Raw genomic sequence first — 13790 nt, 5'->3', positions numbered from 1 at the left:
GTACGTCTCCTCTCAAGCCATCCGGTGGACCAGCTGGCCGATCAGTGACCGCATCAGGTCGCGCAGACCATGGGGGTTGGGCAGCGTCGCCAACGCGCGCACGGCGTTGTGCGAGGCCCGCGCCACCAGACGCTCGGTGGCGATCCGGCCCCCGGCCTCTTCCACCAGGTGGCGTGCCCGCGCGAGCGCGGCCTCGTCCTTGCGCTCGGGAGGCAGCGCCCACAGCTTCTCCAACTCCGCTCGCTTCTCGGGACGGGCTCGCGACCAGGCCGCCATCACCGGGAAGGTGCGCCGGCCCTGGGTGAAGTCGCAGCGCGCGGCCCAGTCGTCGCCCCGCTGCTCCTCGAAGAGGCCGCCCAGCTCCCGCCGCAGCTCGTAGGCCAGCCCCACGTCGCAGCCCACCCGCGCCAGCCGCAGTCGCAACGTCTCGTCCGCGCCGGCCAGCATCGCCCCGCACACCAGTGCCGAGCAGAAGCCCTCGCGCAGCATCCTCAGACGCGCCACACGCAAGGCGTGGCGCACTCCGCCCGGAGCCAGCACCTGGCCCCCCTGCTGCACCGAGTACTGTCCCACCGCCGAGTAGCGGCACAGCCGCAGGTGGTACTCGCTGGCCCGCGCCGCCCCCGGCAGCTCCGAGCCCACCATCGTCTCCAGCGCGCGAGCGAAGAGATGATCTCCCACCACCACGGCCAGGTGCTGTCCCGGACGGCCCGGCCCCAACAGGTGGTGCATGGCCAGCCCGCCCCGCCGCAGCACCGTGTCCTCCGTCACGTCGTCATGGACGAGCCGGAAGGCGTGCAGCAGCTCCAACCCCGCGGCGAAGCGCCACAGCCCGGGCGGCACCACCGCGGAGCCCCGCGCCAGGCAGTAGCCGGCCAGCAACAGCGCCGGGCGCAACCTCCGGGTGGGGCGCAACACGTACTCGCGGACGTGTCCCAGCGCCTCTGTCCAATGAATGTCAAACCCCGCCTCGTCCGGCAGCTCCAACAACTCGGCGAGCGAGCCTTCCACCTGGGCCTGCACCAACTTCAACCACGCCTGCTCCACCGAGGGAGCCGACATGGGCGGTGCGGCGATGAAAGGCGTGGGGCCCATACAGCTGTCCTCCCGAACGGTGGGTACCTTCGAGCTTGGAAGTAATCTTTGTGTCCAGCCCTTGTCAAGACTATGTTCAAGGTTCGTACAAGCTTTGTCCACGGGAGTCCCTGATGACCACATGGATTGCAGGCATGCTGGCGAGCGCCGTTCTGGCCACGAGCCCAACGCTCGCCACCGAGTCGCGGGTAGGACCGATGAACGCAACCTTGCGAGGCTCGAACGGAAAGGAAGTGGAGCTGTCCCGCTGGCGGGGAAAACCGGTCATTCTCTTCTACGAGGACCGACACTCGACAACACTCAACTCGCCCTTCAAGGAGGCCCTCTTCGCCCGGGGCCGGGCGATGGGACTGCTCGACGCGGCGTGGGTGGTGGCGGTGGCCAACCTGGAGTCGTTCGACTTCTTCCCCGCTCGGGGCATCGCGCTCTCGCACGTGCGCGACGAGGAGAAGAAGTGGGGCATTCCCATTCTCGTGGACCTGAAGGGAACCCTGGGGGAGGCGCCGTGGAGCCTGCCCAAGAAGACGTCCTCGGTGTTGCTGCTGGATGACAAGGGGAGTGTCGTCTTCCGCTACTCGGGACGCATGGACGAGGAGGACATGGAGACGTTCTTCCAGGCGCTCGCTACCCTGCTCGGCCGGGACATTCCATCGGGGATTCATCCGTGAAGATCGCCGTGACGGGAGCGAGTGGTTTCCTGGGCCCCCAGCTCGTCGAGCGGTTGCTGGAGCGGGGCCATGGCGTGCACGTGCTGGCGCGCGACGTGAAGCGCACGCTCGCGCGTCTGCCCCCGGGCGTGACGGGCTCCTACTTCGACGCGGCCACGCCGCTGTCACCGGATGCGTTGGGAGGAGCGGAGGCGGTGGTGCACCTGGCGGGCGAGCCGGTGGCCCAGCGGTGGACGGAGCGCGCGCGCAAGCGCATCCATGACAGCCGGGTGGTGGGCACGCGGCTGCTGGTGGAGGCCATGCGAGCCGCGGGCACGGTGCGGCACTTCGTATCCGCGTCGGCCATCGGCTACTACGGCGGAGACCGGGGCGCGGAGCCGCTGACGGAGACCAGCTCGCCCGGAGAGGACTTCCTCGCGCGGGTGTGCCGGGCCTGGGAGGCCGAGGCACTGGAGGCGGCAGCGTCGGGCATCCGCACGGTGGTGCCACGCATCGGCGTGGTGCTGCACCCGGCGGGAGGCGCGCTGAAGAAGATGCTGCCCCTCTTCCGGTGGGGCGTGGGCGGGCGCATGGGCTCGGGGCAGCAGTACATGAGCTGGGTGCACCGAGACGACGCGCTGGGACTGTTGCTCTTCGCGCTGGAGCAGCCGGAGCTGCGCGGGCCGATGAACGTGACGGCGCCGGAGCCGGTGACGAACGCGGAGCTCACGCGGGCATTGGGGGCGGCGCTGCACCGGCCGGCGGTGCTGCCCGTGCCCTCCCTGGCGCTGAAGGTGGCGATGGGGGAGATGTCCGAGGCGGTGTTGGGCGGCCAGCGCGTGCTGCCCCGGGTCGCGACGGAGTCGGGCTACCCCTTCCAATACCCCGAGGTGTCGGGGGCGCTCCGGGCGCTCCTCGGGTGAGGGGGCGGCTTCACGCTTCTTCACATACGATGGAGTTGCGGCGCCTGGAGCGCCGGTAAGTATTCAAGGCCTCATGACTCCCGCGCTGCGATTCGCCCTCTTCTTCGCTCCCCTGGCGTTGTTGGTGGTGTCCGGTCACATCTATCTGTACCGGCGCCTCTTCCGGGACACGGCGAAGCACCCCGCCTGGCGCAGGGTGGGCGTGGGGGTGATGGCGCTGCTGGCCGCGACGCTGCTGGGCTCGCGGATGCTGACGCACCTGTGGCCCTCGGAGGCCACGGCGGCGGTGGCGCAGCTGAGCTGGTTCTGGATGGGAGCGGCCACCTACCTGCTGCTGGCGGTGCTGTCGCTGGGCGGCGTGCGCAGGCTCTCCGGGTGGATGAAGCGCCGGCGCGCGGAACAGGCGGCTCCGGCCCCCGTGTCCGAGGAGCGGCGGGAGTTCCTCGCCCGGGCGACGGCCGGAGCGGCGCTGGTGGCCACGGGAGGACTGGCCAGCTACGGCGTGTGGCGCGCCTTCCACCCGCCGGTGGTGAACGAGGTGGCGGTGCGGTTGCCCGGGCTGCCCAGGGCGTTGGATGGCTTCACCCTCATCCAGCTCAGCGACATCCACGTGGGCCCGCTCATCCAGCGCCGCTTCATGGACGAACTGGTGGCGCGGACCAACGCCCTGAAGGGCGACCTGGTGTGCATCACGGGCGATCTGGTGGACGGCAGCGTGGAGGAGCTCGGCTTCGCGGCGGGCGCGCTGCGCGACCTGCGCTCGCGTCACGGCACGTACTTCGTCACGGGCAACCACGAGTACTACTCGGGAGACGAGGAGTGGAGCGACGCGCTCACGCGCATGGGGCTCACGGTGCTACGCAACCGCCACGTGCGCATTGGCGAGCCGGGGGCCTCGTTCGACCTGGTGGGCGTGGATGATTGGGGAGCGCGACGCTCGGGCTACCCGCGCCAGCGCAGCTATGACCTGGCGGCGGCCACGGCGGGGAGGGATCCAACACGGGCCTCGGTGCTGCTGGCGCACCAGCCCGCGGGTTGGCGCGAGCACGCGCTGAAGGCGGGCATGGGGCTGCAGCTCTCGGGACACACGCACGGCGGACAATTCTTCCCATTCAACCTCGCGGTGGCGGCCATCTGGGAGCACGACGCCGGGCTGTTCCACGAGGGAGAGCGCTCCATCTACGTGAGCCGGGGCACGGGCTTCTGGGGCCCGCCGCTGCGAGTGGCCGCGCCGCCGGAGATCGTCAAGGTGACGCTGCTCGCCTGAGGCTGAAGGTGACGCGGCGCATCCACGGTGGGTAAATGCGCACTGGGATGCGCAAGGCAGCAGCGAAGCGGGAGCTCAAACAGGAGCGTGCGGCGCGGACGCGGTTGGAAATCATGGAGGCCGCCATCACGCTCTTCGCGCGACGGAGCATCCTCGCGACGACGATGGCGGAGCTGGCCAAGGCCATCCGGATGACGCCAGGGACGCTCTACTGGCACTTCCCCACGAAGGAGGACCTGCTGCTGGCGGCCATCGAGGAGCTGCACGAGCTGTCGAAGGAGCAGCGCCGGCTGACGGCGCGGCAGCAGCTCGAGGCGTTCCTCGGGCGGGGACAGCAGTTCCTGCGCTACCACCGGGAGTACGGCATCTTCTTCGGGATGGTGGCGGTGGAGTCGGCGTACACGAACGACCGGGTGGCCGGGTCCATCCGGGAGAAGCTGGAGGTCTACGTGGGGGTGCTGGAGAACATCATCCACCACGGCCAGCACAGGACGAAGGAGTTCCGCGAGGACGTGGACGCACGCGTCGCCGCGCATAGCGTCTTCGGCGGCTTCATGGGCTCGCTGCTGCACCAGAACTCGTTTCGCGAGTCGGTGGCGTACGATCCCGTCCTCACGACGTGGTTGTTGCTGACGGCGGACGGCATCAACAAGCGCTGAGCGGCACCCGCGCCCTCTCCTCCCCCGGAAACGACGACGCCCCCCGCGTCACCCGGACTGCGTGACACGGAGGGCGTGAGCACTTCACCGTCCCGCCCGCCTCACGGTGGAGGCGGGCGGGCCCGGCATCCGCTCAGGGACTCAAGGAGCGTTCGGTGCGCCCGGAGTGGGCGCGGCCGTCAGCTTGAAATCGTCCATGTTCGAGTCGGAGTCCTGCGCATTGGGAATGCGGGACAGCGAGCCAGCGCTCGACGAATCAGCCAGGCTGGTGGTGGGCGTGGTGCCCTCCATCAGATCGAACGTCGTCGTCGTCTCCTTGAGCGTGCAATCCTGCATGTCGCCCTCGTAGGCCAACGAGTCGACGATCGAGTCCGTCGCCTTGTTGTAGATGGCCACGCCATCGGGCGAGCCGTTCTGGATGATGTCCGTTTCGGCATTGGAGCTGGACTTGATCGCGAGCGTCTTCACCGAGGGGCTGACGGGCACCTTGGCGATGAGCTTGGCCGAACCGACGACGAGGTACTCACCCGCCCCCAGTTCGCCGATCGAGGCCAGATCGGCCCTGAGGTACTCGGTGTTGTTGTTCCCGTTGACGAAGACGAGAGCCAGATCGGCCAGCGAGATGGACGCACTCGAGGAGTTGTAGATCTCCACGAACTCCTCCGAATCGCCGGCTCCGGGCATGTCGTAGTCCACCTCGTTGATGACGAGCCCCCTCCTGGTGCCGGACACCGTCACCGGAGTGGAGAGCGTCGTGCCATCGTAGGTGGCGACGAAGGTGCCGCTCGCCCCATCCGTGCTGGTGGTGGCGGTGAACGTCACCGTGCCCGAGGTACTACCCTCGGCGATGAAGACCGTCGAGGAGCCGAGCGAGCCCAACCCGGTTGCGGGCTCCAGGGAGACGGAGATCGTGGCACCACCGGCCTCCGCCGCCTTGTCCAGCGACACGGTGAACTCCTGCGTTGCCCCCGGCACCACCCTCGGATTCGTCGGGCTGATGCTGGCGAGCATCGGGTACGGCGTGCGCACCGTCACGTTGGCGGTGAGCGTGTCCGCACCGAGCGCGGCCGTCACGGTCCCCGCGATGTCGCCCGCGGCATCCGCGGTGAAGTCGAAGGTGGCCGAGTCACTGCCCATGGGCACCACCACCGTGGCGGGCACGGTACCAAAGGCAGCCCCCGCCGGGCTGGACGCCGCCGCGAGCTTCACCGCCACGTCACCCTCCGCCACCTTGTTCAGCGTCACCGTGAACTTCTGGATCGTGCCCTGCACGACGGTGGCCGTAGACGGCGTCAGGCTGATGAGCTTCGGGAAGTCGTCGGTGAAGTTGACCGGGGTCGATACCTCGCTGGTGCCGCCACTCACCCGGACCGAGATGGAGCCCGAGGCCGTGACAGGCGCCGCCGGATTGGCACTGAAGACGAAGCTGGCCGTGGTGGCGTCGGTCCCGACGGCCACCGTCGAGGGCTCCACCGTGCCGATCTCGGCCGGCGTGACGACGACCTCGAGCGTGGTTCCCGCGGGCGCCGGGATGTCCAGGGTGGCGGTGAGCGTCACATCGTAGCCCGGCGCCGTGACGACGGGGTTGGGCGTGAGCGCCGTGGGTGCGGGCAGCTCGTTGGCGGCCAGCACGCGCACCGTGTTCTCCAGGCGCACCGTGCCCAGCTGGGCGGTCAGCGTCACACTGGCGGCCTGGGCCTTCGCGATGAGCTTCACCTCGGCGCTGCTCTGCCCCTTGGGGATGACCACCGTGCCGCCATTGGCGACCTCCAGCGCACCCGGATTGGAAGAGGCGACGACAACCTCGAGATCATCGGGGTAGGGGCTGGCCACGGAGACAGTGAGCAACCCGCCCAGGGTGGAGCACCCGGCGGGAGCGCACGCGGGGTCCACGCGGGTGAAGAGGCCAGCGGGGCCGAAGCCGACGAGTGCCGGCGGGGGGCCGAGCAGATCGTCCGCGTTGCGCGGCTCCAGCTTGGAGTTGTTGTTGCGCCACGTCAGCACGCCACGAACCCGGTAGAACTCCGTGCCCACCGCCGGCAGGGGCGAGACCTTGTAGAGGAAGTCATCCACGTACACCCCATCCGTGCTGCTCCCCTTGGTGTTGACGAAGAACTCGCCATAGGCGGCGTCCTGCTTCGTCACGACGACGTCGGTGAGCTGCACCAGCACGCCCTCGAGGGCCTCGGCGCGCGAGCCACCCGTAACTACCTCGTCCGGGATGACGGAGACGGGCGCCGGCACCTCGTGGATGAGGTCGCCATCCAGGACCGTGATGAAGGCGTTCACGAGCTCGAGCTGCCCGTAGTACAGCTTCAGCACGGCGTTCTCGACGCGAATGCGTTGACCGACCTTGGGCGTGCGATTCGAGGAGTAGACGAAGATACCGGACCAATCCACCCCCCCCTTGGCCCGCGTCTCATCATCGACCTGGATGAAGTAGCTGCTACCCGACACGGCCGTCACGATCGCACTGGGAATGGTGACCGTGTAGGCGCGGAACGGGTACTTGCCCTCCACCGGCTTCTTGAGGTCGTAGATGGTGACCGGGCAGAGCACGTCGTCCGGGTCCGCCGTGCGGCAGGCGTCGCACACATCACCGCGACCGTCGCCATCCATGTCCGCCTGATCCGGGTTGGCGACACCGGGGCAGTTGTCGACGGGCACCGGAATGCCATCGCCGTCCGCGTCCGTCGGATTGCGGGCCGAGCACGTCGTGGAGCCGGCGTCGAGCGGGCAGGGATCGCACGCATCACCGAGTCCGTCGTTGTCGGTATCCGCCTGCTTGCCGTTGTCCATCGGGCGGATGGGGTTGAAGATGATGGGGCAGTTGTCCTGGGCGTTCTCGATGCCGTCACCGTCGTAGTCGGTGAGCCGGCGCGTGCCGGTATAGACGTTGGAGCCGTTCACCGAGGCCGGCGGGGTGGTAGCGGTGCGCTGCGGCTCGCAGGTGGGCTCGTTCGTCGGCTGCGAATCGGCGCAGAAGAAGAGCGGGTAGGACGTCTTGTTGGCCTCCTTCAGCACGGCGAAGGTCTTCCCCGTCTCCGACTCCACGCACGCCGCCTTGGTGGTGCCGCACACCGGCACCTCTTCACAGGCCTTCTCGGCGCCCACCGTCAGCGCGTCCACCACGGCCTTGTCACCGTAGAGCGGCTTGCCCCCGCGCACGGTGAGGACCACGTCCTCCGGATTGGCGGCGATGACGGCGCGGTGCGGCGACTTCGCGAAGGAGTTGAGCCGGTAGATGGCCAGGTCCGCCACCTTCCCCTTGGCGATGCGGCCCACCTTCTCCCAGGTCTCCGTCGCGTCCGCGGCGTTCGCGGTGACCATCCGCCACAGCTCTTCGTCCGTGAAGGCCTGCGAGTAGTGCGTCTGGTTCAGGTAGTTCGCGCACTGCAGCTCGCGCAGGAGGTTCATGGAGCCCAGCTGCAGCCGGTGCGTGCCCAGCGCGATGTTCACGCCCAGCTGCTTGTAGGCGGTGACCATGGACGTGTCGCCGTACAGGGACACGTTGGCGCGGGGCGACCAGACGAGGCTCGTCCCACGCTCGGCCAGCTTGGAGATCTCCGCCGCCGTGAGGGCCATGCCGTGGAGGACGGCCGTACGCGAGGTCAGCAGGTCCTCGCTGTCCTCGCCCTGGCCGGACACGCAGCGGAACTCGTTGTGCGCCGACTCCTCGATGCCCTCGGCCACGTTCGCCAGGTAGGCCGCGAGCGCCGGGATGTCATCCGGCGTCTTGATGGACGGGTAGTCACACCCGCTCGTCAGCTCCTTGCCACTGCTGTCACCGAGCGGAGCGCGCTCGAAGGTCAGGCTCGGCTCGCGCAGGCCCTCCTGGCTGAAGCTGGTGGACCACTGGGAGGCGGCCAGCTCGCGCAGCAGGCCCGTCCTGCCGCCATTACCGGCGAGCGAGGTCGTGCCAGCCATCACCTGGCGCAGCTCGCCCCAGCGCACGACATCCTCGGTCGCGTCGCGGGGCGTGGTCAGCGCGGTGTGGCCATCGTTGCCCCGGTCCCAGTCATAACGGTGCTCGTAGCGCTCGAGCGACCCGGTCTCCGGCGTCAGCTGGACGCTGATGCGGTCGTTCGCGTTGATGAGGCCCGGGGAGATGACACCCGCCGGGCAGGAGATGCGCTCGGCTCCGGCGGCCTCCGCCTCACCCGAGCAGTCGCACGCCGCGCACGTGATGGTGCCCTCGGCGTTCACCAGCACCTGGCCTCCATTCAGCGTCTTGCCGTCCATCAGCACCACGCCCATGTAGAGGCGCGCGCCATTGGCGGTGCTGGCGGGAATCACCGTGCAGGTGGCGCCCGCCTCCGGCTGGGGCAAGCTCGCCGCCCCGGGGCACTGCTCCATCGGCGCCGGCGGGAGCGTACATGTGCTCGTGCACTCGTCACCGTCATCCTTGTTGCCGTCATCGCAGGCCTCCCCGATCTCCCGGATGCCGTTGCCGCACTCGTGGAGGATCTCCTGGCCCGGCGGGGTGGGGACGCAGTTGTTCTGGCAGCCATCGCCGTTGACGGTGTTGCCGTCGTCACACAACTCACCAACCTCGACCTGACCATTGCCGCAGATGGCATCGCCGGGGGGGGTGGTGGTGGTGCATTGGCTGGAACAGCTATCGCCGTCGGCGGTGTTGCCGTCGTCACATTGCTCCTTGCCTTCGACGCGGCCGTCGCCGCACACAGCGGGCTCAGTACCCGGGCACGCTGTGAGCAGGAGGAGTCCTGTACTCAACAGTGCCAGGAGATGGCGTGGGTTGTTGCGCATGCAGTTCCTGGGGGGGTTGTGGGTTGAACCAGGGCAGTGGGCTCCGTCACTGTCACGGCTTCTTGACGCCCACTGAAACATTCGAGCGACACCTTACGCCGGAGGTGAGCCAAGGAAAAATCCGTGCCCTCCGACCGGACGCCTGCTCCTGCCCACATCCGCTCCTCGCAAACGCGCACTCCTGGACAGCCCAGCCCCCCTGGCTCACCGATCAGTGGCGCTCAAGCCCCGAAGATGATTGGCTCTCCGCCCATGGCACGCGCTCTGCTGCTCTCGCTGCTCGTGCGGCAGCACCTCGCACTCAAGGAGAAGTTTCGTGCCCGTTACCCACACTGTTGGTTGGTGTGGGAGGCGGGGGTCTGGAACGTTCCGGAAAGCAGCGAGCAGAATCACGGCACCACCCGGCTTCCCACCTCGGAGCTCTACGACTGTCTGCCCTCGGGGGACGCCATGTGCTTCGAGCTGGCCCCCGTCCCCGGGCGGGACGAGCTGTCGCTGGGACGGGCCTCGCACAACACGTTCGTCATCAATGACGCCACGGTGTCACGCGAGCACCTGGTGCTCCACGCCCGACCGGACGGAGGCTGGGCGGTGGAAGCGCTGACCCAGGGCGGGCCGGCGCTGCTCAGTGGGAAGCTGATGCGGCCCGGTCAGCACACGCCGTTGGAGTCCGGCATGCAGCTGCAGCTGGGCGACGTGCGGCTCACGTTCCACGACGCGGACAGCTTCCACCTGCGCATGGGCCACACGGCCACGCTGATGCTGGCCAACCAGCGTGGCTCCCGCGAAAGCCCGGCCTGAGCGTCCGGGCGCCGGGCCCTAACGGATGGTGCCCAGGGTCGTGGGGCGCGGCTGGGGAGCGGTGGCCGCGTAGATGACGCCACCGGCGATCACCGCCACGGCGCCCGCGCCCGCCCACACCCACCACTTCTTCATCAGACCGTCCTCGCCCTTCACCTCGGCCCGCGTCGACGCCGTGGGCCGGGCCACCAGGGTGGACTTGCGCCCGCCCTGCTGCTTCACCCGGCGCGCCGCGGCCGCCTCCGCCTGCGCCCGCAGGGCCGCGGCCCGCGCCTGATCCCTCGCCGTCTCCTCCCGCGCCAGGCGCCGCTCCTGCTCGAGGCGCACCGCCTCGTCCATCTCCGCGATGAGCTCGCGCACCAGGGGGGCGTTGGACGGCTCGTCCTTCGAGAGCGACAGGTAGCGCCGGTAGAAGAAGGCGGCACGCTCGGGGCGGCCCAGCTGCCGGTGGCACTGGGCGATGTTGAAGAGGAACCCCGGCAGCGGCTTCATCCGGTACGCCTCGCTGTAGGCGTCCAGGGCCTTCTGGAACTCGGCCAGATCGTAGGCGAGGTTGCCCTCGGCGAACTTCGCACGCGCCTGCGCTTCCCCATCCCCCCGCGCTTCCATGCTGGCGGCGTGGGCGGACAGCGGTGACACGGCGAGCGCCACCGCCACCAGCACCGACAACACGGAGCGCTCAGTGAGCGAACGGATCAATGACATCATCGCGAACCCCTGAATTCTTCTTGCGCGGAACGTGGGTACGGGAGGGACTCCGCCCCTCCCCGCGCTGTGGCCGCGACTCCACCGGGACGAGCGGCACCTCGAGGGTCGCGGGTGAATCGAGCCGCACCTCGTGCTCGCTCGGAGCGTAGCCGGCGAGCTCGACGCGCAGACCCATGGGCGCGTCCGCCCGCGGCTGCCGCGTCACCAGCGGCGTCACCCCGAGCACCTCGCCCGTGTCGGCGCGCACCACCCGCGCGCCCTTGGGAAGGGAGTTCACGGTGAGGGTGATGGAGGCCGGCGCGCGCGCTTCCGCCACCGACTGCTCCGCCACGGCCGTCGAGGCGCCACGCTCCATCCCCCGCCAGAGGGCGAAGCCCGCTCCCAGCACCCCCAGTACGCTCAGCGCGATCGCCAACCACGGGCGCCGCGAACCGGACAGGCCCGCGGGCACCGGCATGGGTACGGTGGGCCGCTCGTTCTCGGGGAGCACCCGCTCCGGCGCCGTGTCCACCAGCAGCGCGGTGATGACCTCGGAGAGCTGCTGGGGCCGCTCCTCGGGCTCCTTGGCCATGCAGCGCAGCGCGAGCCGGGCCAGCGCCTGCGGCATCGGCTCGCCCGCCGGGGTGTGCGAGGGCAGCGCCGGCGGTGCCTCGGTGAGGATCTTCACCATGAGCTGGCCGAAGTTGGACGCCACGAAAGGAGGGTGCCCACTGAGCATCTCGTAGAGGACGGTGCCCACCGCGTAGATGTCCGCGCGGTGATCCACCGGCAGACCCGCGGCCTGCTCCGGCGACATGTACGTGGGCGTCCCGATGAGGGTGCCGTCCAACGTCCCGCTGGTGCCCTCGGGCGTGAGGACCTTGGCCACCCCGAAGTCGAGCACCTTGACGAAGTCCGCCTGCCCGCCCTTGTGGGTGACGAAGAGGTTGTCCGGCTTGACGTCCCGGTGCACCACCCCGAGCTGGTGTGCCGCCCCGAGCGCCGCGCACACCTGGACCAGGATGCGGCGCATGCGCGCCACGGACAGCGTCTCTTCCTTGAGGAGCGCCGAGAGGCTCTGCCCCCGCAGCAGCTCCATCACGCAGTAGACGCGTCCGTTCTTCGCGTCTTCCACGAAATCGAAAATCTCCACGATGTGCTCGTGGTTGATCTGATTGACGGCGCGCGCCTCCTGGAAGAAGCGATGAACGAAGCCACTGTCATGGCCGAAGGCGGAGCGCAGCACCTTGAGGGCCACCTGCCGGCCCAGGCGCACGTGACGGGCCTGGAACACCTGGCCCATGGAGCCCTCACCGAGGAGACGCTCCAGTTGATAGGTGCCCAGGACATCGCCTTCCTGGAGCTCGCGATCCACAACGGCGCTCTCGCCCACGGCCTGGAAGCTGCCGGAGAGCACCGTTCCCGAGATGACGTCATCGCCGCCCATTGGCGGTAAACCTTTCCATCCTCTCATCTCCCGGCAACCCGATCTGGAAAGGTTGTCGCCAGGATGACGACTCTTCTGTCCCACGGACGGCACGGTGCGCCGTCCGCGGGTGGTCAGAAGTGAGGAGAGGCCCGCCTTCAGGAGGCGGACCTGCGCACCGACGCTACAGCGAACGACTATTTACACACGCCGCCCGAGCACTTGGCCGTCGACCCACCCGTGCCGCAGGACCTGCCATTGCAGTCGCTGTCGGCGCAGTTCGTATTACCGTCGCCATCATTGTCCGAGCCGTCGGCGCAGGCGGTTTCCTTCTTGCTCCCGGCCTCGCAGAGGCAGCCGGTGCCGCACGTCTTGCCGGTGCAGTCGGTGGTGTCCGCGCAGTCCAGGGGACCGTCCCCGTCGTTGTCGACGCCGTCGCCGCAGGAACTCTCCGCCCTGACCCCGGACGCGCAGGTGCAGCCGGTGCCGCACGCCCTGCCGTTGCAGTCGGCGGTGTCCGCGCAGTCCAGGGGACCGTCCCCGTCGTTGTCGAGGTTGTCGTCGCAGAAGACCTCCGTCTTGAGCCCGGACGCACAGGTGCAGCCGGTGCCGCACGACCTACCGTTGCAATCAGTGTCGGCGCAATCCGCCTTGGTGTCGGAGTCATTGTCCACCGAGTCGGTGCAGATGCTCTCCACCCGCACCCCACCCGAGCACGTGGTGCCGTCACCCTGATTCAGACCCTCGCAGTCCGTATCCAGGCAGTCGGTCCTGCCGTCACCATCATTGTCCTGGCCGTCGTTGCAGCTGGACTCGGCCTTCGCGCCACTGCGGCAGACGCAGCCGTTGCCGCACGTCACGCCGGAGCAGTCGAAGGTGTCCGCGCAGTCCGTCTTGCCGTCCTTGTCGTTATCGGTGGCGTCGCCGCACTCGGTCTCCGCCATCCTGAAGCTCCGGCAGGTGCAGCCAGTGCCACAGGACTTGTCCTCGCAGTCGTCATCGAAGCAGTCCACGGAGGAGTCGGTGTCATTGTCGAGGCCATCGCCGCACACGGCCTCTCCACGCTTGCCATCGAGGCAGATGCAGGTGGCGCCGCACGACTGGTTGGTGCAGTCCACCAGGTCCGCGCAGTCCACGAAGCCGTCCCCGTCATCATCGACGCCGTTGTCGCAGAGCCGCTCCCCGCGCGACTTGCAGGAACCCGTGACACACACCTGGGTCTCGACGTCGCAGGTCTTGCCGCACCCGCCGCAGTTGGCGCTGTCGGTCAGGAAGTTGAAGCTCTCGTCCGCCTTGCCATCGCAGTTGTCGTCCCTGCCGTTGCACACCTCGGCGGTGGGCGTGCAGCAGAAGCCGCTCTGGCCCGCGCGGGCCACGCACACCACGCCCTCCTGGGCGCAATCGGCGTCCGTGGCGCAGCTGAAGAGGGTGTCGTCCGGGAGCTCCGGCACCCAACAGCCCGCGGCGGACACCGCGAGCAACAAACAACAGAAGAGGGAAGAAAAGGCCTTCATG

General features: G+C 68.9%; 10 protein-coding genes. 5 read left to right on the top strand and 5 right to left on the bottom strand.

Features of this window, described 5'->3' with window-relative positions; genetic code table 11:
* Positions 1-12 precede the first annotated feature (12 nt).
* Positions 13-1095, bottom strand: a complete 1083-nt coding sequence (locus JQX13_RS22160) for a polyprenyl synthetase family protein (protein WP_239015010.1) — start codon at positions 1093-1095, stop codon at positions 13-15.
* A gap of 113 nt (positions 1096-1208) precedes the next feature.
* Here JQX13_RS22160 and JQX13_RS22155 point away from each other — a divergent pair, with 113 nt between their 5' ends.
* The 4 genes from JQX13_RS22155 (at position 1209) to JQX13_RS22140 (ending at position 4591) form a co-directional block, all read left to right on the top strand.
* Positions 1209-1763, top strand: coding sequence for a peroxiredoxin family protein (locus JQX13_RS22155; RefSeq protein WP_203410914.1), 555 nt, complete (start codon positions 1209-1211; stop codon positions 1761-1763).
* Entirely contained in the window at positions 1760-2665 is a 906-nt protein-coding gene (locus JQX13_RS22150; RefSeq protein WP_203410913.1) for a TIGR01777 family oxidoreductase, read from the top strand. Before JQX13_RS22155 ends, JQX13_RS22150 begins: the two co-directional genes overlap by 4 nt.
* Positions 2666-2738: 73 nt before the next feature.
* Positions 2739-3932 carry a metallophosphoesterase gene (locus JQX13_RS22145; protein WP_203410912.1) on the top strand — a complete coding sequence of 398 codons (1194 nt, stop codon included), beginning with the start codon at positions 2739-2741 and terminating at the stop codon, positions 3930-3932.
* Positions 3933-3967: 35 nt separating this feature from the next.
* Positions 3968-4591 carry a TetR/AcrR family transcriptional regulator gene (locus JQX13_RS22140; RefSeq protein ID WP_239015009.1) on the top strand — a complete coding sequence of 208 codons (624 nt, stop codon included), beginning with the start codon at positions 3968-3970 and terminating at the stop codon, positions 4589-4591.
* A 141-nt stretch (positions 4592-4732) separates the two neighbouring features.
* Here the strand turns inward: JQX13_RS22140 and JQX13_RS22135 are convergent, their stop codons facing one another.
* Complete coding sequence (locus tag JQX13_RS22135; protein WP_203410911.1) at positions 4733-9361, bottom strand: lamin tail domain-containing protein; 4629 nt, start codon at positions 9359-9361, stop codon at positions 4733-4735.
* A gap of 252 nt (positions 9362-9613) precedes the next feature.
* On the opposite strand from JQX13_RS22135, the gene JQX13_RS22130 reads away from it, so the two are divergent.
* A complete protein-coding gene (locus tag JQX13_RS22130; protein WP_203410910.1) occupies positions 9614-10162 on the top strand; it encodes an FHA domain-containing protein in 549 nt (182 codons plus the stop codon).
* 18 nt (positions 10163-10180) lie between these two features.
* Here JQX13_RS22130 and JQX13_RS22125 read toward each other — a convergent pair whose 3' ends face one another.
* The 3 genes from JQX13_RS22125 to JQX13_RS22115 all read right to left on the bottom strand — a co-directional run bounded on the left by JQX13_RS22125 (position 10181) and on the right by JQX13_RS22115 (position 13789).
* Positions 10181-10870, bottom strand: coding sequence for a tetratricopeptide repeat protein (locus JQX13_RS22125; RefSeq protein WP_203410909.1), 690 nt, complete (start codon positions 10868-10870; stop codon positions 10181-10183).
* Positions 10842-12296, bottom strand: coding sequence for a serine/threonine-protein kinase (locus JQX13_RS22120; RefSeq protein WP_203410908.1), 1455 nt, complete (start codon positions 12294-12296; stop codon positions 10842-10844). The genes JQX13_RS22125 and JQX13_RS22120 overlap by 29 nt, the downstream gene beginning before the upstream one ends.
* A gap of 176 nt (positions 12297-12472) precedes the next feature.
* Positions 12473-13789, bottom strand: a complete 1317-nt coding sequence (locus JQX13_RS22115; protein ID WP_203410907.1) for a hypothetical protein — start codon at positions 13787-13789, stop codon at positions 12473-12475.
* Between the last annotated feature and the right edge of the window lies 1 nt (position 13790).

The sequence above is a fragment of the Archangium violaceum genome, assembly GCF_016859125.1.
In the GTDB taxonomy this organism is placed as follows: domain Bacteria; phylum Myxococcota; class Myxococcia; order Myxococcales; family Myxococcaceae; genus Archangium; species Archangium violaceum_A.
This window is presented reverse-complemented; position numbering and strand designations above follow the sequence as displayed.

Bases quoted from the DNA above. Each gene is read 5' to 3' on its own strand.
- JQX13_RS22140 (WP_239015009.1), top strand. From the start codon at position 3,968: ATGCGCACTGGGATGCGCAAGGCAGCAGCGAAGCGGGAGCTCAAACAG.
- JQX13_RS22160 (WP_239015010.1), bottom strand. From the start codon at position 1,095: ATGGGCCCCACGCCTTTCATCGCCGCACCGCCCATGTCGGCTCCCTCG.
- JQX13_RS22135 (WP_203410911.1), bottom strand. From the start codon at position 9,361: ATGCGCAACAACCCACGCCATCTCCTGGCACTGTTGAGTACAGGACTC.
- JQX13_RS22125 (WP_203410909.1), bottom strand. From the start codon at position 10,870: ATGATGTCATTGATCCGTTCGCTCACTGAGCGCTCCGTGTTGTCGGTG.
- JQX13_RS22145 (WP_203410912.1), top strand. From the start codon at position 2,739: ATGACTCCCGCGCTGCGATTCGCCCTCTTCTTCGCTCCCCTGGCGTTG.
- JQX13_RS22130 (WP_203410910.1), top strand. From the start codon at position 9,614: ATGGCACGCGCTCTGCTGCTCTCGCTGCTCGTGCGGCAGCACCTCGCA.
- JQX13_RS22155 (WP_203410914.1), top strand. From the start codon at position 1,209: ATGACCACATGGATTGCAGGCATGCTGGCGAGCGCCGTTCTGGCCACG.
- JQX13_RS22115 (WP_203410907.1), bottom strand. From the start codon at position 13,789: ATGAAGGCCTTTTCTTCCCTCTTCTGTTGTTTGTTGCTCGCGGTGTCC.
- JQX13_RS22120 (WP_203410908.1), bottom strand. From the start codon at position 12,296: ATGGGCGGCGATGACGTCATCTCGGGAACGGTGCTCTCCGGCAGCTTC.